This window comes from Campylobacter sp. CNRCH_2013_0898h, assembly GCF_025772965.1.
In the GTDB taxonomy this organism is placed as follows: domain Bacteria; phylum Campylobacterota; class Campylobacteria; order Campylobacterales; family Campylobacteraceae; genus Campylobacter_D; species Campylobacter_D lari_D.
Genome location: NZ_JAKMTD010000007.1, coordinates 35,539 through 57,919, shown reverse-complemented (window position 1 = coordinate 57,919; position 22,381 = coordinate 35,539). Strand labels below are relative to the sequence as shown.

Annotated in this window: 24 protein-coding genes; 16 read left to right on the top strand and 8 right to left on the bottom strand. The window is 29.3% G+C overall.

Going from position 1 to position 22,381, the window contains the following annotated elements:
* Positions 1-56: 56 nt before the first annotated feature.
* From L8X50_RS05375 to L8X50_RS05345, 7 genes are read left to right on the top strand one after another with little or no spacing between them, the layout of a single operon-like run.
* Positions 57-401 (top strand): c-type cytochrome, encoded by a 345-nt coding sequence (locus tag L8X50_RS05375; RefSeq protein WP_263660595.1) that lies wholly within the window; start codon positions 57-59, stop codon positions 399-401.
* On the top strand, positions 398-1,675 hold the full coding sequence (gene hemL, locus L8X50_RS05370) for a glutamate-1-semialdehyde 2,1-aminomutase (RefSeq protein ID WP_263660594.1): 1,278 nt from the start codon (positions 398-400) through the stop codon (positions 1,673-1,675). The genes L8X50_RS05375 and hemL overlap by 4 nt, the downstream gene beginning before the upstream one ends.
* Positions 1,672-1,950 carry an AtpZ/AtpI family protein gene (locus tag L8X50_RS05365; protein WP_039641170.1) on the top strand — a complete coding sequence of 93 codons (279 nt, stop codon included), beginning with the start codon at positions 1,672-1,674 and terminating at the stop codon, positions 1,948-1,950. Before hemL ends, L8X50_RS05365 begins: the two co-directional genes overlap by 4 nt.
* Complete coding sequence (locus tag L8X50_RS05360; RefSeq protein ID WP_012661294.1) at positions 1,934-2,419, top strand: hypothetical protein; 486 nt, start codon at positions 1,934-1,936, stop codon at positions 2,417-2,419. The genes L8X50_RS05365 and L8X50_RS05360 overlap by 17 nt, the downstream gene beginning before the upstream one ends.
* Positions 2,413-3,609, top strand: a complete 1,197-nt coding sequence (locus L8X50_RS05355; RefSeq protein ID WP_263660593.1) for an MFS transporter — start codon at positions 2,413-2,415, stop codon at positions 3,607-3,609. Before L8X50_RS05360 ends, L8X50_RS05355 begins: the two co-directional genes overlap by 7 nt.
* On the top strand, positions 3,599-5,608 hold the full coding sequence (locus L8X50_RS05350; RefSeq protein ID WP_263660592.1) for a flagellar hook-length control protein FliK: 2,010 nt from the start codon (positions 3,599-3,601) through the stop codon (positions 5,606-5,608). Before L8X50_RS05355 ends, L8X50_RS05350 begins: the two co-directional genes overlap by 11 nt.
* Before the next feature lie 2 nt (positions 5,609-5,610).
* Positions 5,611-5,901: a FlhB-like flagellar biosynthesis protein gene (locus L8X50_RS05345; protein WP_133319292.1), complete on the top strand. Its 291-nt coding sequence runs from the start codon at positions 5,611-5,613 to the stop codon at positions 5,899-5,901.
* Here L8X50_RS05345 and L8X50_RS05340 read toward each other — a convergent pair.
* Both L8X50_RS05340 and L8X50_RS05335 read right to left on the bottom strand, forming a co-directional pair.
* Positions 5,876-6,685 (bottom strand): phosphatidylserine decarboxylase, encoded by an 810-nt coding sequence (locus L8X50_RS05340; protein ID WP_263660591.1) that lies wholly within the window; start codon positions 6,683-6,685, stop codon positions 5,876-5,878. The genes L8X50_RS05345 and L8X50_RS05340 overlap by 26 nt on opposite strands.
* A complete protein-coding gene (locus tag L8X50_RS05335) occupies positions 6,686-7,816 on the bottom strand; it encodes a metallophosphoesterase (RefSeq protein ID WP_263660590.1) in 1,131 nt (376 codons plus the stop codon).
* A gap of 70 nt (positions 7,817-7,886) precedes the next feature.
* On the opposite strand from L8X50_RS05335, the gene abc-f reads away from it, so the two are divergent.
* From abc-f to L8X50_RS05300, 7 genes are read left to right on the top strand one after another with little or no spacing between them, the layout of a single operon-like run.
* Entirely contained in the window at positions 7,887-9,824 is a 1,938-nt protein-coding gene (gene abc-f / locus L8X50_RS05330) for a ribosomal protection-like ABC-F family protein (protein ID WP_263660589.1), read from the top strand.
* Between the two features lie 53 nt (positions 9,825-9,877).
* The gene (locus L8X50_RS05325) at positions 9,878-11,065 is read left to right on the top strand and encodes a M48 family metallopeptidase (RefSeq protein WP_263660588.1); all 1,188 of its coding nucleotides are present in this window, start codon (positions 9,878-9,880) and stop codon (positions 11,063-11,065) included.
* The gene (locus L8X50_RS05320; protein WP_263660625.1) at positions 11,065-11,865 is read left to right on the top strand and encodes a HemK/PrmC family methyltransferase; all 801 of its coding nucleotides are present in this window, start codon (positions 11,065-11,067) and stop codon (positions 11,863-11,865) included. The genes L8X50_RS05325 and L8X50_RS05320 overlap by 1 nt, the downstream gene beginning before the upstream one ends.
* 30 nt (positions 11,866-11,895) lie before the next feature.
* On the top strand, positions 11,896-12,363 hold the full coding sequence (locus L8X50_RS05315) for a DUF4149 domain-containing protein (RefSeq protein ID WP_263660587.1): 468 nt from the start codon (positions 11,896-11,898) through the stop codon (positions 12,361-12,363).
* A gap of 33 nt (positions 12,364-12,396) precedes the next feature.
* Entirely contained in the window at positions 12,397-13,146 is a 750-nt protein-coding gene (locus L8X50_RS05310) for a flagellin (protein ID WP_263660586.1), read from the top strand.
* A 38-nt stretch (positions 13,147-13,184) separates the two neighbouring features.
* Positions 13,185-14,060, top strand: coding sequence for a tRNA 5-methoxyuridine(34)/uridine 5-oxyacetic acid(34) synthase CmoB (gene cmoB / locus L8X50_RS05305; RefSeq protein ID WP_263660585.1), 876 nt, complete (start codon positions 13,185-13,187; stop codon positions 14,058-14,060).
* 2 nt (positions 14,061-14,062) lie between these two features.
* Positions 14,063-14,626, top strand: coding sequence for a hypothetical protein (locus L8X50_RS05300; protein WP_133319302.1), 564 nt, complete (start codon positions 14,063-14,065; stop codon positions 14,624-14,626).
* Here the strand turns inward: L8X50_RS05300 and L8X50_RS05295 are convergent.
* Together L8X50_RS05295 and L8X50_RS05290 are read right to left on the bottom strand one after the other, a co-directional pair.
* The gene (locus L8X50_RS05295) at positions 14,606-14,791 is read right to left on the bottom strand and encodes a hypothetical protein (RefSeq protein ID WP_263660584.1); all 186 of its coding nucleotides are present in this window, start codon (positions 14,789-14,791) and stop codon (positions 14,606-14,608) included. The genes L8X50_RS05300 and L8X50_RS05295 overlap by 21 nt on opposite strands.
* Positions 14,792-14,799: 8 nt before the next feature.
* Positions 14,800-15,324, bottom strand: a complete 525-nt coding sequence (locus tag L8X50_RS05290) for a thermonuclease family protein (protein ID WP_133319304.1) — start codon at positions 15,322-15,324, stop codon at positions 14,800-14,802.
* Positions 15,325-15,377: 53 nt separating this feature from the next.
* Here L8X50_RS05290 and L8X50_RS05285 point away from each other — a divergent pair, with 53 nt between their 5' ends.
* Positions 15,378-16,646: a M20/M25/M40 family metallo-hydrolase gene (locus tag L8X50_RS05285; RefSeq protein WP_263660583.1), complete on the top strand. Its 1,269-nt coding sequence runs from the start codon at positions 15,378-15,380 to the stop codon at positions 16,644-16,646.
* 133 nt (positions 16,647-16,779) lie between these two features.
* On the top strand, positions 16,780-18,174 hold the full coding sequence (locus L8X50_RS05280) for an anaerobic C4-dicarboxylate transporter (protein WP_263660582.1): 1,395 nt from the start codon (positions 16,780-16,782) through the stop codon (positions 18,172-18,174).
* Positions 18,175-18,207: 33 nt separating this feature from the next.
* On the opposite strand, the gene L8X50_RS05275 is transcribed toward L8X50_RS05280, so the two are convergent.
* From L8X50_RS05275 to L8X50_RS05260, 4 genes are all read right to left on the bottom strand, one after another.
* Entirely contained in the window at positions 18,208-20,061 is a 1,854-nt protein-coding gene (locus L8X50_RS05275) for an aryl-sulfate sulfotransferase (protein WP_263660581.1), read from the bottom strand.
* 21 nt (positions 20,062-20,082) lie between these two features.
* The gene (gene dsbI, locus L8X50_RS05270; protein ID WP_263660580.1) at positions 20,083-20,820 is read right to left on the bottom strand and encodes a protein-disulfide oxidoreductase DsbI; all 738 of its coding nucleotides are present in this window, start codon (positions 20,818-20,820) and stop codon (positions 20,083-20,085) included.
* 13 nt (positions 20,821-20,833) lie between these two features.
* Entirely contained in the window at positions 20,834-21,496 is a 663-nt protein-coding gene (locus L8X50_RS05265; protein ID WP_263660579.1) for a thiol:disulfide interchange protein DsbA/DsbL, read from the bottom strand.
* Positions 21,497-21,692: 196 nt separating this feature from the next.
* Positions 21,693-22,343: a thiol:disulfide interchange protein DsbA/DsbL gene (locus tag L8X50_RS05260; protein ID WP_263660578.1), complete on the bottom strand. Its 651-nt coding sequence runs from the start codon at positions 22,341-22,343 to the stop codon at positions 21,693-21,695.
* Positions 22,344-22,381: the final 38 nt, after the last annotated feature.

Here is a 22,381-nt window from a genome sequence, read left to right as displayed (position 1 = left end):
CTTTAACTTAAAAAATTGTATCATAACAAAACTTCTTTTTTTGTTAAAGGCAATGAATGAAAATTGTATTATTTTTATTTTTTATAATTTATGGTGCTTGGGCTGAAGATTTTATCTCTCCTAAAGAATACCAAGAGTCCCTTTACAAAAATCCAAGAGGCATAAGTTGTGCTAAATGTCATGGCGATGGAGGTCAACAAATACTAGGTTATTACACTAAAAATGGAGAAAAAATTCCTTTTATTGTGCCAAGTATTAAAAACACTCCCTATACGCGTTTTAGAAAAATTCTAAATCAACCTCAAGAGGCAAAAAGCATTATGCCAACTTACTCGCTAACAGAAGATGAAATAAAATCACTTTATGATTATATTACTAGCAATAAAAGGAGTAAAAAATGAAAAACAATAAAAAAGCCTTTGAGGAAGCTTGTGAGTATATAGCAGGTGGGGTAGATTCCCCAGTGCGTGCTTTTGCAAGTGTAGGTAGCAATCCTTTATTTATCAAACAAGGCAAAGGTGCTTATATTAGCGATATAGAAGAAAATACTTATATAGATTATGTGCAAAGTTGGGGACCTTTACTTTTTGGACATTGTGATGAGGATATTGAAAAAGCTTGCAAAAAAGCATTAGAGCATGGCTCGAGCTTTGGTGCGCCAACTTTAGCTGAAACTAAATTGGCCAAATTTATCTTAAAAGATTGGCCACATTTGGATAAAATCCGTTTTGTAAGTAGTGGCACTGAAGCTACTATGAGTGCTATTCGTCTTGCAAGAGGATTTAGTAAAAAAGATAAAATCATCAAATTTGAAGGATGTTATCATGGGCATTCTGATTCTTTATTAGTAAGCGCTGGAAGCGGTGCAGCTACTTTTAACACCCCAAGCTCGCTAGGAGTTTTAACTGATGTAGCTAAAAATACTCTAGTAGCCGTTTATAATGATATTGATAGTGTTAAAAACTTAATCAATAATGATGATAATATAGCTTGTATCATCATAGAGCCAATTGCAGGAAATATGGGTTTAGTGCCTGCTAAAATAGAATTTTTACAAGAGTTAAGAAAACTATGTGATGAGCATCAAATTCTTTTAATTTTTGATGAAGTTATGAGTGGCTTTAGAGCTTCATATCTTGGCTCTTTTGGGATTAATAATATAAAAGCTGATATAGTAACTTTTGGTAAGGTTATAGGCGGAGGTATTCCTGCAGCTGCTTTTGCTGCAAGAGCTGAAATCATGGATTTATTAAGTCCTTTGGGCGGGGTATATCAAGCAGGAACACTAAGTGGCAATCCTCTTGCTATGGCTGCAGGTTATGCGAGCTTAAAAAAAGCAAGAAACTATGAAGGCTTGTATGAAAAATTAGAAAAACTAGGCAAAAGACTTACTCAAGGCTTTAAAGAAGCTGCAAATGATTGCAAAATTCCTTTGCAAGTTAATTGCGTTGGTTCTATGTTTGGATTTTTCTTTTGTGAAAACCCTGTTAATAATTATCAAGACGCTTTAAAATCAGATACTAAATTATTTGCCAAATTTCATACACAGATGCTAAGCAAAGGTGTGTATTTAGCACCATCTCAATTTGAAACAGGTTTTATATGTGAATGTATGGATAAAAAAATCATTGATAAAACTATACAAGCAGCACAAGAAAGTTTTAAAGCATTATGAATAAAAGACAAAAAATCATTCGCAAAGGTATAGAAGCTGCAGATGGATTAAGCCTTGGTATATCCATGGTTGTGGCTGTTTTAATCGGAGTTGGTATAGGCTATTTTTTAAAAAACTTAACCGGTATTGTTTGGCTTTTTTGGGTAGGAGTGTTTATAGGAGTAGCTGCGGCGATTTTAAATGTTTATAAAGCCTACAAAGCACAAGTAAAAAGTTACGAAGAATTTAAAGAAGAAAATCGCTATAAAGATTTAAAAAATGATCCTAAAGCCTAAAATTTTATTAAAACTCTTGCTAGGATTAAATTTACTTTTCTTAGCAGGAGTTTTTTTTTACAAAGAATTAAGCTTTAAAACCTTTATAAGCTTTGAATTTGGCTTTTTAGCTCAAAATTTAATCATTCTAATATCTTTTTTAAATTATAAAAATTTTATTTTTAAAGCAGCTAAAAATTATGATTTTACGCAAAGACCTTTACAAATTTTTGCTAAAAAACAATATTCTTTGCCAAAAATTATAAAATTTATCCATATAGATGACGATTTAAAACCAAAATTTAAAAGTATTTTTAAAAACGCATTAGCTTTTTTTTCTTTATTTAAAATTTTTGCCTATGTGTTTTTAATAGCAGGATTTTTATTTTTAGAGTTTCAAGGTTTAATGAGTATTTTTGCCTTGTTTTGTGCAATGTTTGTCACACCCATAGCGGTATTAATATATAATTTTTTAATAAGAAAATGTTAAGCTCAAAAAGAACGATTAGATCACTAACAGCATTATTTCTTGGTATGATTTTTGTTTTCATAGGAAGTGCCTTAACAGTAAATTCCATAGCTATTATTTTAAAGCATAATAATATTAGTAATTTTTATATAGGCGTAATAGGAAGTTGTTATTTTCTTGGTGCTATGGTAAGTACAATTAGTGCCCATAGAATAGTTTCTAAAGTAGGACATATAAGATCATTTGGAATTTTTGCTATTATTTTTGGTATAGCCACCATGCTTCATAGCTTAAATTCTAATCTTTATTTTTGGATGTTTTTAAGATTTTTGCTAGGTTTTTGCTATTATGCGCTTTTAATGGTAATAGAATCATGGCTTAATGAAAAAGCAAAAAACACTATTCGCTCAAGAGTGATAGCCTTTTATGAGGTTGTATTTTACTCATCATCAGGTTTTGGAATTTTACTTATGTCTTTTGACTTTCCAAGTAATACAGTATTTATTTTAAGCGCTAGTTTTATTATGTTTGCTTCCATTCCTTTATTTTTAATCCGCATTAAAGAGCCTATTTTGCCACAAAAAACAAAAATTTCCATTCCTAAGGTTTTTGATATAGTGCCTTTAGCCTTAGTAACAAGTTTTATAGCGGGCATGCTTTTAAATGGCTTTTTTTCAATGGCTTCTTTATTTGTACTTATACAAGGATTTGGCGCAAAAGAAGCTTCTATTTTTATTTTCTCTACTATGGTAGGTGGCTTTATTTCGCAACTTTATATCGGAACTCTTTCTGATAAAATTAGCAGAAAATTTGCCATTATATTGTGTGCTTTTATTGCTTTAAGCGCTATGCTTTGCATACTACTTTTAGAATATAATATTTATCTAAAATACTTTTTTGGATTTTTGCTAGGCATGGGTATGTGTTGTTTATACGCTCTTTCTTTAGCAAGAGCAAATGATATGCTTGATAATCCTAGCAAAAGAGTTGAACTTGGCAGAGCAGTTCTTTTTACCTATTCTTTTGGTGCTTTATTTGCACCTGCAGTTTTGGGAACTTTGATGTATTATTTTCAAGCTTATGGCTTTATGTATTTTTATATAGTTTTATTAAGTATTTTGATACTATTTGCCATCGATAAACCAAAATTTAAAAAACTTACCAAATTTAAAAGAAAACCTGGTAATATGGTAATGCTAGATGATAACTAATATCTCTAATAATCAAAATCAGTTTGCAAAAAATGAAACAAATAAAGAAAATAAAAGTGAAAAATCAGACAAAAAAACCTCTCTCAATGATGCGTTAAAAAATCCTTTATTTTCCAAAAGCGATTCTGAAGTTAAATTACCCAAAGATTATGTTAGCAAAATTGATCAAAAACTACAAGAATTACTTAATAAACTTTTAGATCAAATCAAAACCAATAAAGATCCTGATTTGGCAGTATTAAAAAATCATAAAGATTTAAATTTTGCACCTAATTTTGCCAATGAAGTAAAAAAACTCCAAGTAGAGCTTTCAAAAAATCCTGAATTTGAAAAACTGCTTAAAATTTTAGAAGATTTAGTCAAGCCTGCTAAAGATATTAATAATAAAAATCTTTCATCTTTAGTGAAAAATTCAGGCATATTTTTAGAAGCAAAGCTCAATCATTCTTTAAAAGAACAAAATTTACCACAGAGTTTTTTTAATCTTTTAAGTACTATAAAAGGCGCTACAAGTGAAAATTTAAAACACGATATAAGTAATTTAGATCTTAAAAATCTTGATACTACAAGCACCTTAAAAGAGCTTATTCACATCTTACAAAATCACAAAAAAGATAATAAAATTTCTTTGGAAAATACAAACTACAAAACACTTTTTAAGCTATTTGATAAAATAGAAAATTTTAAAAATTATATCAATAAAAACCCAAGTTCTATTAGTCAAGAAAAACTCCAAAATATTGCGGATAATTTTATCAAAAATCTTAATAAAAATTTAACACTTATCAACAAAGAACTAGCTAAACCCGAAAACATAAAAATTCAAAACACTCATATACTAAAAGAGCTTAGCCAAAATATAAAAGATTTTATAATACTTTTAAAAGATATAAAAAATCACAAAAACAAAACCGAAACAACACAAGAAAATTTAAACAAAACTCCACACACTAAAGACATCAAAGAAGAGTTAAAAGAAGAAATAAAAACTCCACAAAAAAGCACAGAGGATAAAAAAGAAACTCAACAAAAACAAGAAAGCATAGCAAAAGATAAAGAAATTCAAAACACAAAAGAAGAAAAAATACCACAAAGTAAAGATATCAAAGAAAACCCCAAAGAAGAGCCAAAAACACCACAAAAAAATACTGAAGATTTAAGTAAAAATGATAATAAAAGTCAAAATTTACAAACAAATAATACTAAGTTAGAGGATATATTTAAAAGCACTTCAGGCAAAATTTTACTAGAAGATATTTTCAAACAAAATGTAAGCAAAAATCTTAATTTTAGCCAAAATTTACAAGAAGAGCTTTTAAACAATCTAAACAAAGAACTAGGCTTAATAGGAAGAAAACTCAATGAAGTTTTAAAAGCTTTAGATCCTAAAAATTATGAGGCAAAAAATTCTTTAGATGATATAAAAAATATAGAAAAAAAATTAGAACTTTCTATAAAAGATCTTGGAAAAATCACCCAAAAAGATAGCACAGAAATTTCTTCAGAATTACAAAAAGATATTAAATCCACTCTTTTGCAAGTTTCTAATCTAGCCAAAAATTTAGACAATGAAAGCATACTAAATCAAGCAAATCGTCTTATAGCTCAGCTTGAATTTAACCAACTTTTATCTTTAGCCAATAATAGCATTCATACTTTTTTACCTTTTTTTTGGGATGATTTAGAAAAATCTAATGTAGTTTTTAAGCGCGGTAAAAAAGATAAATTTTATGCACAAATTAATCTTGAATTTGAAAAATTAGGAAAAATCAATGTATTTTTATCTCTAAGTAATGATAAATACATCGATATAAATATGATGATAGAAAATGCTAATTTTAGAAAAAAACTTTATGAAAGAGCACATGAACTAAAAAAAGCCTTAGTTAAAGTAGGACTTCTAAGCTCTAATTTTTTCATCAGCGATATAATTAAAAGTAAATTTCACAATCAAGAAGAATATAATGACTTTAATATGGGTTTTGACACAAGGGCTTAAAAATGGCTAAAAAAACAAAAAAAGCCGTTGCACTAGGCTATAACAAAGAAGAACAAAATGCACCAAAAATCCTAGCTAATGCCAAAGGTGAAAACGCTGCTAAAATCATCTCTTTAGCCAAAGAAAATGGCATACCCATAAAAGAAGACAAAGACTTAGTAGAAGTGCTTAGCAAACTTGATCTAGGCGATGAAATCCCACCTAATATGTATAAAGCAGTGGCTGAAATTTTTGCCTTTTTATATAAAGTTGCTAATGAAGATGAGACTAAGCAAAGTCCGCAATCTTCTTAGAAAATTCAACTTGCTCATAAGCATTTTTACTAAATTTTAAAAACCCTTTTTGAGCGATTAAAACTATAGTTGAACCTAGCTCAAAATTTCCAAGTCTTTGGCCTTTTTTTACAAAAAGATCTTCATAGGTATGAGTAAAATCAAAATTTGCAGCATTAGTTTGTATGCTAGTATCAAAGCTAAAGTGCATTTTACCGACATTTAGCGCACCCACAAATACCATCCAAAGTATAAATTTTCCTTCCACTAAGCACTTTAAAACTACTCTTTCGTTTTTAGTATAAAGGTTTATAATTTTAGCTAACTTTGCCTCACTCACACTAAATAAGGCCCCGCTCATATAAGTAGCACTTAAAATTTGCATATTACAAGGTGCATGATAATGATGATAATCTTTTGGAGACAAATAAATATTTGCATAATCTATGCCATTTTCCAATTCTTCTTTACTAGCTGAGTTTTTTAAAAGCTCTTCTATACTATAACTTGAACCTTTAATGCTAAAGGCTAAATTTTCTTTTAAATCATTTTGAAAGCTACTTCCAAGTTCTAAAATTTTACCATCACTTGGACTTATAAAGCCATCTTCTAATTCTCGCTCATTTAATAAAGTTCTTGTAAATAAAGCATTTAAACTCTCATATTCTTCTAAAGGTTTAAATTCACTCATATTGATATTAAAAGCATTTACATAAGCTTTATTAATATTTTTTTGTATAATTTTTGGAAATTTATATTTTGCTATGATTCCAAACATTTTTGAAGCACTATTGCTAAATCCCACTCATTCTCCTTTTAATCTAATCAAAGCTATCTCACTAGGAGCTAAAAATCTCACAGCAGGCCCCCAAAATCCAGCTCCACTACTTACATAAAGTAAACTATCTTTACTTAATTTATAAAGCCCATACACAAAACCTTGTTCTAAATATACTAGCAAAGAAAAAGGGAAAATTTGTCCTGCATGAGTATGTCCTGATAAAATCAAATCAAACCCACTCACATCATAAGTTTTTACATATTTTGGCTGATGCGTGATTAAAATATTAACTTTTTCTTGATTGATTTGAGTTTTGATTTTTTCTATATTGCTTTCTTTAAAACCCAAACGTTTAGCAGCCAAATCCAAAGTCCCACTTAAAGTAAAATCCCCAAAATCAATACTTTCATCTTCTAAAACTTTGAAATTTTTAAGCGTTTTAAGCCTTTTACTTATTGCATTTATATCATTATAATACTCATGATTTCCATAAACAAAATAAGTACCATATTTTGATTTAAAATTTTCTAATAAATTAATATAAGACATACTAGCTATATCTGCATCGATTAAATCCCCAGCTATGATGATTATATCAGCATTTAAAGCATTAACTTCATCGATTAAGGTTTTTAAAAAATCTTCTCCTAAATTTTTCCCCAAATGCACATCAGAAAGCAAAGCTATGTTTAAATCTTCTTTTAAATTTTTAATTTTAATATCTACCTCATTAACCTTAGGTGTGCTGATAGCATTTACAAAGCCTTTAAACACCATACTAACGCTAAGTATAATAAGCCAAGAATCAAAAATTAATTTTAAAAACTTTCTTCTTTGAAGGCTAAAAATTTGCTCTTTTTTATTTTCGTTAAAGAAAATCCAAGAACCAATTTCAAAAACCACTCCAAAAAGCAAGAAAAAGCAGGTAATAGTAGGAAAAATCGCTAAAATATAATATAGCTTTTCATGTAAAAAATCCCCGCGCATATTTACAAAAAAGATTAATTCACATGCAAAAACTATTAAAACAAGAGCTAATACAAACTTCTTATAAGGTTTTAAAAAATCAACCTTACTTAAAAATCTTTTATAAATATACCAATTTGCCAAAGCAAAAAATAAAACTAATAAAGTAAAAAAAACAAACACTCTCATGGTGTAATTTTATTTAAGCAAAATTAATACTTTTTAAAGTAAAATCGCAAAAAACATTTGGGAAAGAAATTTGGCTTTAATAGATTTAATCGATGCAAATAAGAAATTTAATACAAAAATAGTTTTAGAAAATGCAAATTTTAGTGCAAATTTAGGAGAAAAAATTGCCATTATAGGTAAAAATGGCGAAGGAAAATCAAGCTTTTTAAAAGCCCTTATGGGAACTTTAAAACTAGATAGCGGTAGAGTGATTAAACAAAATAACACTAGCATAGGTATGCTAAGCCAACAAGTAAGCTTTGAAAGCACCTTAAGTGTGAGCGAAGCCATCAAAAAAGAACTTGAAGAAATTTATCAAGCCTTAAAAGAATTTGAAAACTATAATGAAAAATTAGCTCTTGATCCTGAAAATAAAGAATATTTAAAAAAAGTAGATGAATTAAGTTTATTTATAGATTCAAAAGATGCATGGAATTTAGACCAAAAAATACAAAGAATACTAGAAGAGTTTAAACTGTTAGAGTATAAAGACAGAGCACTTTGCTCTTTAAGCGGAGGAGAAATAAGACGTGTAGGACTTTGCACGCTTTTGCTGAAAAATCCTGATATATTATTGCTTGATGAGCCAACCAACCACCTAGATGTATATATGAGTAGCTTTTTAGAAGAAAGATTGAAAGCTTCTAAAATGTGTGTTATTTTCATCTCTCATGATAGATATTTTATCGACGCAATAGCACAAAAATGCGTAGAAATAGAAGCAGGAAAATTAAGCATTTTTGAGGGTGGATATACACAATATCTAGAAAAAAAAGCAGCTATTTTAGCTTCTTTAGCTAAAAGCCATGAAACCCTGCTTAAGCAATTAAAAAGCGAAGAAGAATGGCTAAGAAGAGGAGTCAAAGCTAGGCTTAAACGCAACGAAGGACGCAAAGAACGCATTTTTAAAATGCGTGAAGAAGCTAAGAAAAACCCAGGAGCTATCAAACGCTTACAACTTGAAATCAAAAGAGCAAGTAAAAATTTTAACCAAACTCAAAGCCAAAACCGCAAAAAAATGCTTTTTGAACTTAAAAATATCTCAAAGTCTATTGCCAACAAGACACTTTTTAAAGACTTTAATGCACGAATTTTACAAGGTGAACGCATAGTCATAGTAGGTAAAAATGGCTGTGGGAAATCTACTTTCTTAAAGATTTTACTTGATCAAATTCCGCTTGATAGCGGAGAGATTAAAAGAGGTGAAGTTAAAATAGGCTATTTTGATCAAAGCAGAAGTTTATTAAACACTGATAAAAAACTTTTAGAAATTTTTTGCCCAAATGGTGGCGATCACATTCAAGTGCGTGGTAAAAATATGCATGTTTATGGGTATTTAAAACAATTTTTATTTCCAAAAGAATTTTTAGAGCAAAGCGTGAGTGTGCTAAGTGGGGGTGAGAAAAACAGAGTTGCTTTAGCCTTGCTTTTTACTAAAGAATATGATGTATTAATCTTAGATGAACCAACAAATGATTTAGACATAGCTACGATTAATATCTTAGAAGAATACTTACTTTCTTTTGAAGGCGCGATTTTGCTTGTCTCACATGATAGATATTTTGTTGATAAAATAGCAACTAAACTTTATGCTTTTGAAGATAATGCAAATATTAATATAGAAGTTCTTTCTTATAGTGAATATTTAGAAAATGAAAAAGAATACAAAGACTTTGAAGAATTTTCTAAAAGCTTAGAAACAAACACCACCGCAAGTGTAAAAACAAAAGAAAAATCGAGTAAAAAACTAAGCTATAAAGAAAATGAAATTTTAAACTCATATCCTGATAAAATTCATAAATTAGAAGAAGAAATAAAAGAAATAAAAAATGCTCTAAGTAATCCTACAATCTATCAAGAGCTAGGTATAAACACCCTTTATGAAAAGCTAAATTCCTTAGAAAGTGAACTTAGTATTTTAGAAGAAGCTTATTTTGAGATTTTAGAAAAAAGTGAAAATACTGATTAACTTTATATATTTTAAATAAGATAAAATTACTCAAATTTATTTAAGGAAAAACTATGACTTTGATAACTATTTTATGTATTTACACAGCTTTTTTGGTTTTTATATCTTATATACAAATTTCTTTTTTAAAAAAAGAAAGAGAAAAACAAGCAATTATTTTAAATGAACAAGATTATAAAAATGCTGCAAATATCGCCATAGAAAATGAAAAATACAAAATCTTTTCTAATCTTTATAATCTGATGATTAACATTTCTTGGATTAGCTTTGGCTTTTTGTATTTAAAAGAAATTTTTATAAAAGAAAATTCTACTTTAGAAAATACTTTATTTTTGCTTGCATTTTTATTGATTATTAGTATTTTAAATTTACCACTTAGTTATTATGAAAGCTTTGTAAAAGATAAAAAACACGGCTTTTCAAATATGACTTTAGCACTTTTTGTTAAAGACAGCATTAAATCTTTAGCTCTAATGCTTGTTTTTGGCTTTTTAATCATCTATGCCTTAGTATTTTGCTTTGAATTTTTTAACACATACTGGTGGGTAGTGGCTTTTGCTCTAAGCTTTATAATTATACTTATTATAAATCTCATCTACCCTACACTTATTGCACCTATGTTTAACAAAATGAAAAGACTTGAAGATGAAAATTTATTAGAAAAAATCACTAATTTAATGCAAAAATGTGGCTTTAGTGCAAATGGTGTTTATGTTATTGATGCAAGCAAAAGAGATAAAAGATTAAATGCTTATTTTGGTGGCTTATTTAAAAGCAAAAGAGTAGTGCTTTTTGATACACTTTTAAATGCTTTAAAAGAAAAAGAACTCATTGCTGTTTTGGGTCATGAGCTAGGACATTTTGTGCATAAAGATTTACTAAAAATGTTATTTGCTAGTGCTTTGATGCTTTTTGCTTTATTTTTCATCTTTGCACATTTACCAAGCTTTTTTTATATTGAAAGTCATTTAGATGGAGTGAATGCTGGAGTTTTTGCACTTTTATTGATTTTTGGAAATATTTTTACTTTTATTATTTCTCCACTGCTTAATAAAATGAGTCAAAAAAATGAATTTAATGCTGACTTACACGGAGCAAAACTAAGCTCTAAAGAAGATATGAAAAATGCTCTCATAGCTTTAGCAAAAGAAAACAAAGCCTTTGTTAAAACAAGTAAAATTTATACTTTCTTTCATCTAAGTCATCCTTGTATTTATGATAGAATCAAAGCTTTGCAATGATTTCAATCAAACAAGCTTTAAAGCAAGCTTACGCAAAAGATCCTACTCACAAAGAATATATACTTTTTATTCTTTGTGAACTTTTACAAAAAGATAAAGCTTGGATTTTTTTAAATCCTGAATTTCAAATCGATGAGAAAGTTTTTTTAGAATATATAGATAGATTTTTAAATGGTGAGCCTTTTGAGTATTTATTTCAAAAAACACAATTTTATGGTTTTGATTTTTTTACTAAAAAAGGGGTTTTGATACCGCGTTTTGATAGTGAAATATTACTTGAAAGATGTTTAGAAATTTTAGATCATAACTCTTTTAAAAATATACTTGAAATTGGCTTTGGAAGTGGAATTTTAAGTATTTGCTTAGCAAAGTTAAAACAAATTTTTATACAAGCTTGCGATATTAATCCAAAAGCATTAGAGCTTGCTAAAAAAAATGCAGATTTTCATAATGTTTCAAATTTAATCAATTTTCAACTTTGTGATTTTAAAAATATACAAGGAAATTTTGACTTTATTTTTTCTAATCCTCCTTACATAAAAAATGACTATCCTTTAGATAAATGGGTTCAAAACGAACCACACAATGCTTTATTTGGTGGAGATAAAGGTTGGGAAATTTTACATGAAATTATTCTTTTTGCCAAAAATCACAACACAAAAGTCTTAGCATGTGAGTTTGGCTATGATCAAAAAACAATTTTAAATAAAATTTTAAAAGAAAATGATTTCAAGGCTACTTTTTATCAAGATTATAATGGATTTGATAGAGCCTTTGTTGCATGGAATTTAAAAAATTAGACTATAATTATCTTTATTATAGGAGAAAATATGAAATCAATATATTTATTTTTACTAGCAAGCTTAATTGGGATTGAAATTAGCATAGGTGTGTTTTTAGCTCCGACTATATTTTATCCTGCTAAATTCATAGGTGAAGGGGTTTTAACTCATTTTCAAAGTGGGCTTTTAATGACACACATTTTTGTGCAATTTGGCTATATTTTGTTAGGTGTGAGTGTTTTTTCTATTTTAATAGAAATTTTTTCATTTAAAGACAAAAATTTAACTTTTAAAATAAATTTTTCAAAATTTATGCTTTCTTTGATCATTTTGGCACTAAGTTTGCTTTTTGTATTTTACTTCACTGCTTATGTTTTAGAAGCACAAAGTTTAGGAGAAGAAGCAACTAAAACTCAAGAATTTATAAAAATTCATGGTGCAAGTGAAGTTGTGATGAAAATTATCATGTTATCACAAGTAATTTTGTTTTTCTTAAATTTTAAAACAAAAAAATGATATAATAAAATAAGTCTTTAAAAGGAGTCAAAGATGAAAATAGGCGATATAGGAACAACTCAACAAAATCACTACTTAAATCAAGCTCAAAAAAGCCAAGAAAAAGCTTTAGAAAACATAGCTGCAATCCGTGCTATAGATGGGAGCGATGGAGCAAATTTAGCCATAGCTGATTCTTTAAGAAGTCAATATAGCACTATAGATCAAGGTATTTTAAATGCCTATGATTCCATAGGAGTTTTACAAATTGCTGATTCAACTTTAAATAACATTTCAGCTACTGCAGATAAACTTAATGAACTTTCAGTGCGCTCAAACAATGCTGCTTTAAATGACAGACAAAAAAGTATGCTAAATTCTGAAGCAAGCAAACTTGTAACTTCAATCAATGATGCTTTTTCTAATGCGACTTTTAATGGAAAAAATGTATTTCAGAGTATGGATTTTGTTGTTGGTACTGGGGTTGAAAGTATTAATTTAAATCAACCAAGCACAGCAAATTTAAGCCTTGAAAATCAAGACGGAATTCGTGATTTTCAAGATCAAGTAGGTTCTTTACGCGCAGATATTGGTGCTGGAATTAACGCTATCCATTCTAATATCAACTCATCTTTGCAAACTAGTATTAACACTAAAGAAGCTGAAAGCAAATTACAAAATAATGACTTAGCTCAAAATATCAATGATTTTAATGCAAATTACCTAAAAGAAAATGCATTTTTATTTGCAAATGCACATTCAAATGTAATGCTACAAACTAAACTAGCAAGCCTACTTCAATAATAAAAACTCCCAAATAAGGGAGTTTTTCAAGGAAAAATATGCAAAATAATGCTTTATTTAAGCAAGTTTTAAAACATCCTTTATATGAAAAAATCCAAAAACTTAGTGAAAAAATCCAAAATTCAAATTACCTTATAAATGAAAGTTTTGATATTTTTTGTGATAAAAGTTTAGATGATGAGATCAAGAATATCACTTTAGAATTAAAACCTTGGCGTAAAGGACCTTTTAAAATTAATGATTTATTTATAGATACAGAATGGCAAAGTTTTATCAAATTTAATATTTTAAAGCCTTATATGCAAGAAATAAAAGGCAAAATAGTAGCAGATATTGGCTGCAATAATGGTTATTATATGTTTAAAATGCTTGAATTTAATCCTTCAAAGCTCATAGGTTTTGATCCTTCTATTAAGTATTATTTGCAATTTTTACTTTTAAACTCCATTGCAAAAACTCCTATACAATATGAGCTTTTAGGTGTAGCTGATGTACCAAATTATGGCATAAAATTTGATGTGATTTTTTGTCTTGGAGTGATTTATCATCGTAGTGATCCCATAGCCATGCTAAAACAACTCAAACAATCTTTAAATAAAGACGGCATAGTCTTTTTAGACACTATGTATATAGAAGATGAAAGAGAAATAGCACTTATTCCTCAAAAAACTTACTCAAAAATACCAAATATTTTTTTCATTCCGTCGATATTAGGTTTAAGAAATTGGTGTTATAGAGCTGGATTTAGTGAATTTGAAGTTATAACAACTAAACAAACCGATCTTTTAGAACAAAGAAAAACACAATGGATTGATTCTTATTCTTTAGATCAATTTTTAGATAAAAATGATTCAAATTTAACTTGCGAAGGCTATGAAGCACCAAAAAGAGTTTATGTTAAATTAAAGGTGTAAAAATGGCAAGAACAGTAAGTGCTGTTACCATAGAAGAATTAATAGATCCAGAAGAGTTAAATCGTATCAAATCAGAACTTATCACTTGTCCAGGGATAAACAATACTTTAGCAGGAAGTATTTCTCATATAGAAAAAAATTTCGCCAAAGGTATTTTAATCACAACCCATGATATGGCAGTAGATGAACTAGGATTAGTGCATAGTGGCTTTGTATTTAATGCAGCAAATTACATAGCACAAGCTGCAATTAATAAAGAATTTAGCGTCTTAATAGGCTCAAGAAGCTTTTTTTATGCTCCTTTAAAAGTGGGAGATATTTTAAATCTTGAAGCAAGTGCTTTATTTAGCGATGACTCAAGAAAAAGAGAGGTTAAAGTAGCTGGTTTTGTAAATGAGATTAAAATTTTTGACGCATCTTTTCAAGTTATTACTACAGATGATCATATATTTAAACTTAAACAAAATCAAGCCGCTACAAATAATAATCAAAATCAGCAAGAAACAACTAAACAAGAATCAATGCAAGAAGAACTTAATGCAGTCTTAAAAGGAATCGGGGGTTAAAGGTAAATCCACCCAATTCTTTGGACATTCTTTATGATAAGTCCCACTTGCATCATAATATTCCTTACAATCATCGTAAAATCGATTTGAGATCCCTCTTTCATTGACAAAACAACCGCTAAAAAATAATGCTAAAAATCCAAACAATAATATTTTTTTAAACATCTTATATCCTATTTTAATCTTATTTGTTTACGCCATTTATAAGGCTCTATAGGATTTTCACTTTCCCATAATCCTTTTTTATTTATCTTGGCATAATTTTGCTCATTTATATACAAATCACTATAATGTTCATACGCCCAAGCAAAACCATTTTTAACCATAACTTGATTAATATCTTTATCATTTAAATATACAATGGCTAAAATTCTACCATATTTATCCTCATCTTTTACATTCAAAACTACTTCTTTATTTAATACAATAGCTTTTAGAAATTGCGTAGCCATCTTTCCATAAGCTTGATCACTCTCAGGTGCATCTATACCAAAAAGTCTGATTTTAAGTTTTTCATTTTCGAATTTAGCCTCAATAGTATCTCCATCTACTACACGACTTACTTTAGCATTGATATATGAACCACTATCATAGTTTAAAACATAAGCAAAAGCAACTAAAAAAAGTGCGATTAAAAATTTCTTCGGATCTTTTAATAAGTTTATAAATAATTTAATTTGTTTCCTAGAAAATTTCATTTAAACCTCATCTATATAAAAATATGCCATAATTACAATAAAAAGGAGAATTTATGCAAGAAATTATACAAAATTTTAAACAAATTACTCAAATACCTCATTGTAGTTTCAAAACCGAAGAATTGAAAAATTTTCTCATTGATTTTGCTAAAAGTCAAAATTGCCAAGTAAGCGTTGATGAAGCAGGTAATATCCACGCACACAAAGGAAATCCTAAAATTTGTTTACAAAGTCATTATGATATGGTTTGCATGGGAGAAGCTCCAAATATACAAATATATGAAGAAAACGGATATTTAAAGGCTAAAAATTCAAGCTTAGGTGCAGATAATGGCATAGGAGTATCACTAATGATGCAAGCTTTAAAAGATTTTGAAAATATAGAATGTCTTTTTACTAATGATGAAGAAGTTGGACTTTGTGGAGCAAACAATCTCACCCATACTTTGATCTCAAGCAAGCTTTTAAATTTAGACCACGAAAGCGATGATGAAGTTGTTATAGGTTGTGCTGGTGGGGTAGATATTTTTGCTAGTTTAAACTTAGAAATAGATGAAAAAGAAGAAGATTGTTATGAGATAGAAGCAATTGATTTTAAAGGTGGGCACTCGGGAATTGATATTGTTAAAAACATTAAATCTTCTATTAAAGAAGTGAGCTATTTTATCACTCAAAATCAAGGGGAACTTTGCGAATTTAAAGCGGGTGAAAGAATAAATTCTATACCAAAACATGCTAAAGTTATAGCATTTTTTAAAAATCCTCCAAAAGAAAATGATCATTTTAAAGTAAATTATATAGGTAAAATCAAAAGAACATATTATAAAAATTCTCAAGTTATTTTAAATCTCATTAATGCTTTTGCACAAGGAGTTAGAACTTTTAATCATCAATTAAATTTAGTTCAAACAAGCATCAATCTTTCACTAGCTTATGAAAAAGATAGCAAATTTCATTTTGAGCTTTTTGCAAGATCTAATGATTTACAAGAACTTAAAAACATAGAATTTGAAACCTTAACTTATTTTAAGATGCAAAACTGCGAAGTTTCAAGTGCAAATTTTTATCCACCGTGGGCTAATAAAGATACTAAATTTGGAGAAGAAATTCTAAGTTATTTTAAAAAAGAAAACCCAAATGCGAAGCTTTACACTATACATGCTGGTTTAGAATGTGGTATTATAAGTGAAAAACAACCTTTAGAATGTTGCTCAATAGGACCAAATATCCATAGCCCTCACTCAACAGATGAAAAATGTGAAATAGCTTCTATTGAAAAAATCAGTAAAATTCTTTATACAATCTTAAAATATTATCAATAAATATAAAATAACTAATATTTTGATAAATAAATTCAAAATATTGGTAAATATTTATTTAAATAATAAAAAATTTTATTTACTATTAATAAAACTTGGATTATACTCTCACATATTTCAAAAATAAGGAGAGAGTATGGAAATACTAACTAGCCTTAGCGAAGGTGTTCAATTTAGTATTCAACTAATTGTTGTTCTTATTTGTCTTTTTTATGGGGCAAAAAAAGGCGGTATCGCTCTAGGCTTATTAGGCGGTATAGGTTTATTAGTTTTAAGTTTTGGTTTTGCTGTAGCACCTGGAAAACCTTCTATTGATGTTATGCTTACCATTTTAGCTGTTGTTGTTGCTAGTGCAACTTTGCAAGCTAGTGGTGGTTTGGATGTAATGTTGCAAATTGCAGAAAAAGTTCTAAGAAAAAATCCTAAATTCTTAACTATTTTAGCGCCATTTGTAACTTGCATTCTTACCATGCTTTGTGGAACTGGGCATGTTGTCTATACTATGATGCCTATTATTTATGACATTGCTATTAAAAATGGTATTCGCCCAGAAAGACCAATGGCTGCTTCTAGTATTTCTTCACAACTTGGTATTATCGCAAGTCCTGTTTCAGTTGCAGTTGTAAGCTTAACAGCTCTACTTTTAAATCCAGAAATTAATAAACATCCTTTAGCAGGATTTGATGGCTATGTAGATTTACTTGCTATTACTATACCTTCTACCTTAGTAGGTGTTTTGGCTATAGGAATTTTTTCTTGGTTTAGAGGAAAAGATCTTAATAAAGATGAGGATTTTCAAGCTAAGATTAAAAATCCAGAACAAAGAGAATATATCTATGGCGATAGTAAAACTCTTCTTGGACAAAAACTTCCAACTATCCAATGGGTAGCTATGTGGATTTTCCTAGGTGCTATTGCTATAGTAGCTATACTTGGAGCTTTTCCAGAGCTTAGACCACAATTTACCTCAAAAGGCGTTACCAAACCTATGAATATGGTAGCAACTATTCAAATGTTTATGCTTTTAGCAGGTGCAGCGCTAATCATTTTTACCAAACTTGATGCAAGCAAAATTGCAAAAAATGAAATTTTTAAATCCGGTATGATAGCCTTAGTAGCTGTTTTTGGAATTTCTTGGATGGCAGATACAATGTTTGCAGTGCATACTCCTATGATGAAAGAATCTTTAGGTAATATCGTTATAGAACATCCTTGGACTTATGCTATTATGCTTTTACTTATTTCTAAATTTGTTAATTCTCAAGCAGCAGCAATTGCAGCTTTTGTGCCACTTGCACTAGGAATTGGTGTTGAACCAGGTATTATCATTGCTTTTGCAGCAGCTTGCTATGGATACTACATTTTACCAACTTATCCAAGCGATCTTGCAACTATACAATTTGATAGATCAGGTACTACAAAAATAGGTAAATTTGTTATCAATCATAGCTTTATCTTACCAGGATTAATTGGTGTGATTGTTTCTTGTATAGTAGGTTATTTTTTAGCTTTAGGTGCAGGATATTTATAAAAATTAAAAGGGCTTTAAAAAAGCCCTTTTTTCTTATTTAAATGCTTTTTCTAAATCAATAGGCATAGCTTGATAACCAGTACTTGCTCCGCTAAAGCGAATTTGTACTGAAGGTTCTTTAGCTCCCCATTTAAATTCATCTATTTCAGGTTTTGGCTCACCTACAGCAGCACCCTTACTTAAGTCAAATGACATTCCAGCAGTAGCACTATAAACCATGATGGAATTTTTATCTTTATGGTATTCTGCTAAAGAAGTGACAGGTGAAAACCATTCATTGCCTCTTTGCTTTCCATACTCCCAAATTTGTTCTACGGTTTTATTTTTTTGATCTATTTTATACACAACTGCTCTTGAGTATTTCATTGAAGCAAAAGCAGGTTGCTCTATACCTCTTGCATCGCCATTATCAAAAGCTGTGATATAAATATATCTTTTGTCAGATTTTTCATCTATTCTAAAAGCAGTATGCTGTGTCCATGTAAAATCAAAACCACCTTCTTCGTTTTCATATCCTGGACATTTGCTATACTCATCTTCACAAACTATCTTTTTACCATTTTTATCAACAGGTTGCAAAAGTGTTTTTTTATATTTTTCTCCCCATCCTTTATGTGCTCCTAGTATCCATTTTACTTTTTTATCGCGTCCTATTTTTATAATAGCACTTTGATGACGACTTGAAATAATAATACTATCATCACTTGGATCATAATCTACGCTATTTACATGAGCCCAGTTACGCCCTACTCCAGTGCCTGCTATATCGCCAAAAGAATCACTTGCGTCCATTTTAGCTAAATCCTCATCACTTAAAGTAACCCCTGCTTTACTCGCATCAATATTTAAACAAACCGCACCTTGATCTAATGCTTTGATTACATTTGCTCTATATGGATCTAAAATTTCAAACAATCTCCACTCATCTACTACATTACCATTTTTATCAACTTCTACTATCACATCGCGTACTGAACGCACATTTTTACCATCAGGACGCTTAACATTGGCAGAAGCCACCCTTAAAAGATAATTTCCATTTTGCATATTGTCCATAGAATGAGAAAAATCTATATAAGAAGAAGGTAAAAGACGATTAAAAATTTCTCTACCCATTAAATCATATTTAACATATCTTTGTCCAAAACCCCAAGTTAAAGCCCCATCAGTATTTTGCCTAAATCCCATCATAATACCACGGTTGTAAATATTATTCCAATCCATTAATTTATCATTGTCAAAATACCAACGAATTTCACCTTTTGTATCAATGATAAATGCGTTTGAATTCTCATCCCATTCCATTGCACCACCTGCTGGGTTATTCCAAACAGATTGAGAGCCTTTTCCACTTTGTTTCCCTGGAGCATTATTAACCAAATACAACCTATTTTCAAAACCTTTATCTACTTTAATCACTTCTACTTTTTCAAAAGGCACACCTCTTTGCATAATACTTCCACTTGGCTCTATATTAACTCCACCAGTTGCTATTTTATATACCTCATCTACTTTTTCACTCTTTCCAAAAGCAGTTTTAGTGTAACTTACTTTTACTGTATTAAAATATGATGGATAAAGTCCAAAAACAGGAATTCCTCCATAAGTTTTAATTTTACTAGGGCTAACCTTATAAGATATAGTTTGCCCATTTGGTTTTGGAACTATAGTTACGCTTACATCACTTAGTTTATATCCACCATCCATAATTACAGCACTAAGCGGAGATAAACCATAAGGATTCATCTTTACTGCGCCAATTTTGCCTTGAATTTCCCAATCAATTTTAGCACCACTAGGTCCACCCATAGCCAAAGAAACACTAGGCACTACCATAACAACACTGCTAGCAAGCAAAATACTACTTACAATTTTACTAATCTTCATTTTTTCTCCTTTTTTATATTATTAAGCTATTTGCACACTTGGCTCACCTAAAATTTTTAGCAAAACTACTAATATTAAAACAATCAAAGCATAAAATTTAGCCTTAGAATGTGAAAATGTATAAGAAACAAACATGCTTCCTAAAATCACCAAGCAAACAACAAAAGCCAACAAACAACAAATCGCCATATTCATAAATTCCATACTAGGAATCAAATACCAACCATTACTATACAACCCATCTTCAAAATTTGGAGGATTTCCAACAAAAAATTTCTGAAAAGCATTTAAACTACCATAAACATCTTCAGGTACTATAGGTGTATCCATACCACACTCACCTGTTGGTAAAAACCATCCTGGTGCCCATTCATGCAATGGTAAATTAAAAGGATATATAGGAATTTCTCTACACCCATCAACACCAGCAAAAGGATTTTCTGAATGTACTACCTCGTGGATATGATTAAGAGTAATACAATACTCTATACCAAGCCATATACCCCAAAATACAAAAGTATAAGCAAAAATTTTCAAATAATCATTTTTAGGATCTATCAAAGCTAATATACCACCAAAAGCCATAGTTAACATAGCAAATCTTATATAAACACACTGCTCACAAGGCTCCATATAAAGGTATTCTTGAAACAAAAAGTGTGCTATAAAAGTTAAGCCTACCATAGCTATAACCATTATTAACCAAGGCATTCTAGTGTTTTGCCAAGCACTAACTCTACTAACAGGACAAGAACTCATAAAATACCTCAAATCACATCTTGCTTAATTCTTCTGTTATTTCTATTAAAGCTTGTGGAGATGTGATAGCTTGTGGTATGATTTGGTATTTACCATTTACTACAAATGCAGGTGTACCATAGTTTTTAGAGATATCATTAGCATTTTCATAAGATTTTAAAATTTCACTAGCCTCAGGAGTTTTTAAAAAGTTATCTAAATCTTCTTTGCTTGCTGAAATTGCTTTTAATCCTACTTCATAAAACGCTTCAGGATTGGCTCCATTTCCCCATCTTTGTTTTTTCTTAAAATAAGCATCAAAATATGCTTCAGAAGCTTTATGAGTTAAACTATTTTTATCGCTTTGACTTACTTTATTTTGCTCATCTTTAAAAGCAGCAAAAGCAAAAATTTCATTAGCTTGCTTACCATAATCACCCATAGAGCTAACAGGATAAAATTTATAAGTTAATTGTGGTAATTTTTCTTTGACTTTTGACATGGTATTAAACTTATGATGATCATAACAATGTGTGCAACGATAAGAAAATACTTCTATTAAAGAATTTTGAGCATTTAGGATAGGTGTTTTTAAAACCACATACTCTTTACCCTCACTAAGTGCATTTGCACTCACACCAAGAACAAAAGCAGCTGCCGCCATTGCTTTTGACAAATTATTTAAGTTGAATTTCATTTTATTTCTCCTATTTGTATTTTATATATAATAAATATTTGCAATTTATTATAAACATGCTAAAGTTATATTAATATAACTTAAATATTAATTAAACAATAAGAAAAAATTTCAAAATGAAAATATAATTATTAAAAAAATAAAAAATAATAATACTTTATCACAAAAATTACAAAAAGCAATGCTTAAAAAAGCATTACTTGGTAGAAAGTTCTTTAACTATACGGATTAGTTCTTCTAAAGAAGTGATATACTCAGGATTGATTTGATATTTGCCATTTACTACAAAAGCAGGCGTGCCATAATTTCTTGAAATTTCATTAGCTACATCATAAGCAACTAAAAGCTCTTTGGCTTCTTTAGTTTGTAAAAATTTTTGCAATTCTTCTTTACTAGCACCAATAGCATTTAAACCTATTTTATAAAATAAATCAAGATTATTTAAATTTAATTTTTTTTCAAAATGACTTACAAAATACACATCAGCAAGCTTATAAGTAAGACTTTTTTCACTAGTAACGTCTAAACCTAAAACTTTTTCTTTAAAAGAAGCTAAAGCAAACATCTCATTTAAAGCACCACCATACTCGAGCATAGAACTTACCGAGAAAAGATCATATTTTAAATTTGGTAAAGCTTGTTTAACTTTTGCTAGAGTGTGAAATTGATGATGATTATAGCAATGAATACAACGATAAGAAAATACCTCTATTAGAGAATTTTGTGCATTTGGGATAGGTGTTTTTAAAACCACATACTCTTTACCCTCACTAAGTGCATTTGCACTCACACCAAGAACAAAAGCCATAATAGCTAGCAATTTAAACATTTTTTGCAAAACTTGCATGATTTTCCTTTTTTTGATGATATAAAATACAATTTTAA

Excerpts from the sequence above, each read along its gene's own strand:
- L8X50_RS05325 (WP_263660588.1), top strand. The coding sequence starts at position 9,878 with ATGACTTTGATAACTATTTTATGTATTTACACAGCTTTTTTGGTTTTT.
- L8X50_RS05280 (WP_263660582.1), top strand. The coding sequence starts at position 16,780 with ATGGAAATACTAACTAGCCTTAGCGAAGGTGTTCAATTTAGTATTCAA.
- L8X50_RS05290 (WP_133319304.1), bottom strand. The coding sequence starts at position 15,324 with ATGAAATTTTCTAGGAAACAAATTAAATTATTTATAAACTTATTAAAA.
- L8X50_RS05300 (WP_133319302.1), top strand. The coding sequence starts at position 14,063 with ATGGCAAGAACAGTAAGTGCTGTTACCATAGAAGAATTAATAGATCCA.
- L8X50_RS05295 (WP_263660584.1), bottom strand. The coding sequence starts at position 14,791 with ATGTTTAAAAAAATATTATTGTTTGGATTTTTAGCATTATTTTTTAGC.
- dsbI (WP_263660580.1), bottom strand. The coding sequence starts at position 20,820 with ATGAGTTCTTGTCCTGTTAGTAGAGTTAGTGCTTGGCAAAACACTAGA.
- L8X50_RS05285 (WP_263660583.1), top strand. The coding sequence starts at position 15,378 with ATGCAAGAAATTATACAAAATTTTAAACAAATTACTCAAATACCTCAT.
- L8X50_RS05375 (WP_263660595.1), top strand. The coding sequence starts at position 57 with ATGAAAATTGTATTATTTTTATTTTTTATAATTTATGGTGCTTGGGCT.
- L8X50_RS05345 (WP_133319292.1), top strand. The coding sequence starts at position 5,611 with ATGGCTAAAAAAACAAAAAAAGCCGTTGCACTAGGCTATAACAAAGAA.
- L8X50_RS05310 (WP_263660586.1), top strand. The coding sequence starts at position 12,397 with ATGAAAATAGGCGATATAGGAACAACTCAACAAAATCACTACTTAAAT.
- L8X50_RS05365 (WP_039641170.1), top strand. The coding sequence starts at position 1,672 with ATGAATAAAAGACAAAAAATCATTCGCAAAGGTATAGAAGCTGCAGAT.
- L8X50_RS05265 (WP_263660579.1), bottom strand. The coding sequence starts at position 21,496 with ATGAAATTCAACTTAAATAATTTGTCAAAAGCAATGGCGGCAGCTGCT.
- cmoB (WP_263660585.1), top strand. The coding sequence starts at position 13,185 with ATGCAAAATAATGCTTTATTTAAGCAAGTTTTAAAACATCCTTTATAT.
- L8X50_RS05260 (WP_263660578.1), bottom strand. The coding sequence starts at position 22,343 with ATGCAAGTTTTGCAAAAAATGTTTAAATTGCTAGCTATTATGGCTTTT.
- L8X50_RS05355 (WP_263660593.1), top strand. The coding sequence starts at position 2,413 with ATGTTAAGCTCAAAAAGAACGATTAGATCACTAACAGCATTATTTCTT.
- L8X50_RS05350 (WP_263660592.1), top strand. The coding sequence starts at position 3,599 with ATGATAACTAATATCTCTAATAATCAAAATCAGTTTGCAAAAAATGAA.
- L8X50_RS05335 (WP_263660590.1), bottom strand. The coding sequence starts at position 7,816 with ATGAGAGTGTTTGTTTTTTTTACTTTATTAGTTTTATTTTTTGCTTTG.
- L8X50_RS05275 (WP_263660581.1), bottom strand. The coding sequence starts at position 20,061 with ATGAAGATTAGTAAAATTGTAAGTAGTATTTTGCTTGCTAGCAGTGTT.
- L8X50_RS05360 (WP_012661294.1), top strand. The coding sequence starts at position 1,934 with ATGATCCTAAAGCCTAAAATTTTATTAAAACTCTTGCTAGGATTAAAT.
- hemL (WP_263660594.1), top strand. The coding sequence starts at position 398 with ATGAAAAACAATAAAAAAGCCTTTGAGGAAGCTTGTGAGTATATAGCA.
- L8X50_RS05315 (WP_263660587.1), top strand. The coding sequence starts at position 11,896 with ATGAAATCAATATATTTATTTTTACTAGCAAGCTTAATTGGGATTGAA.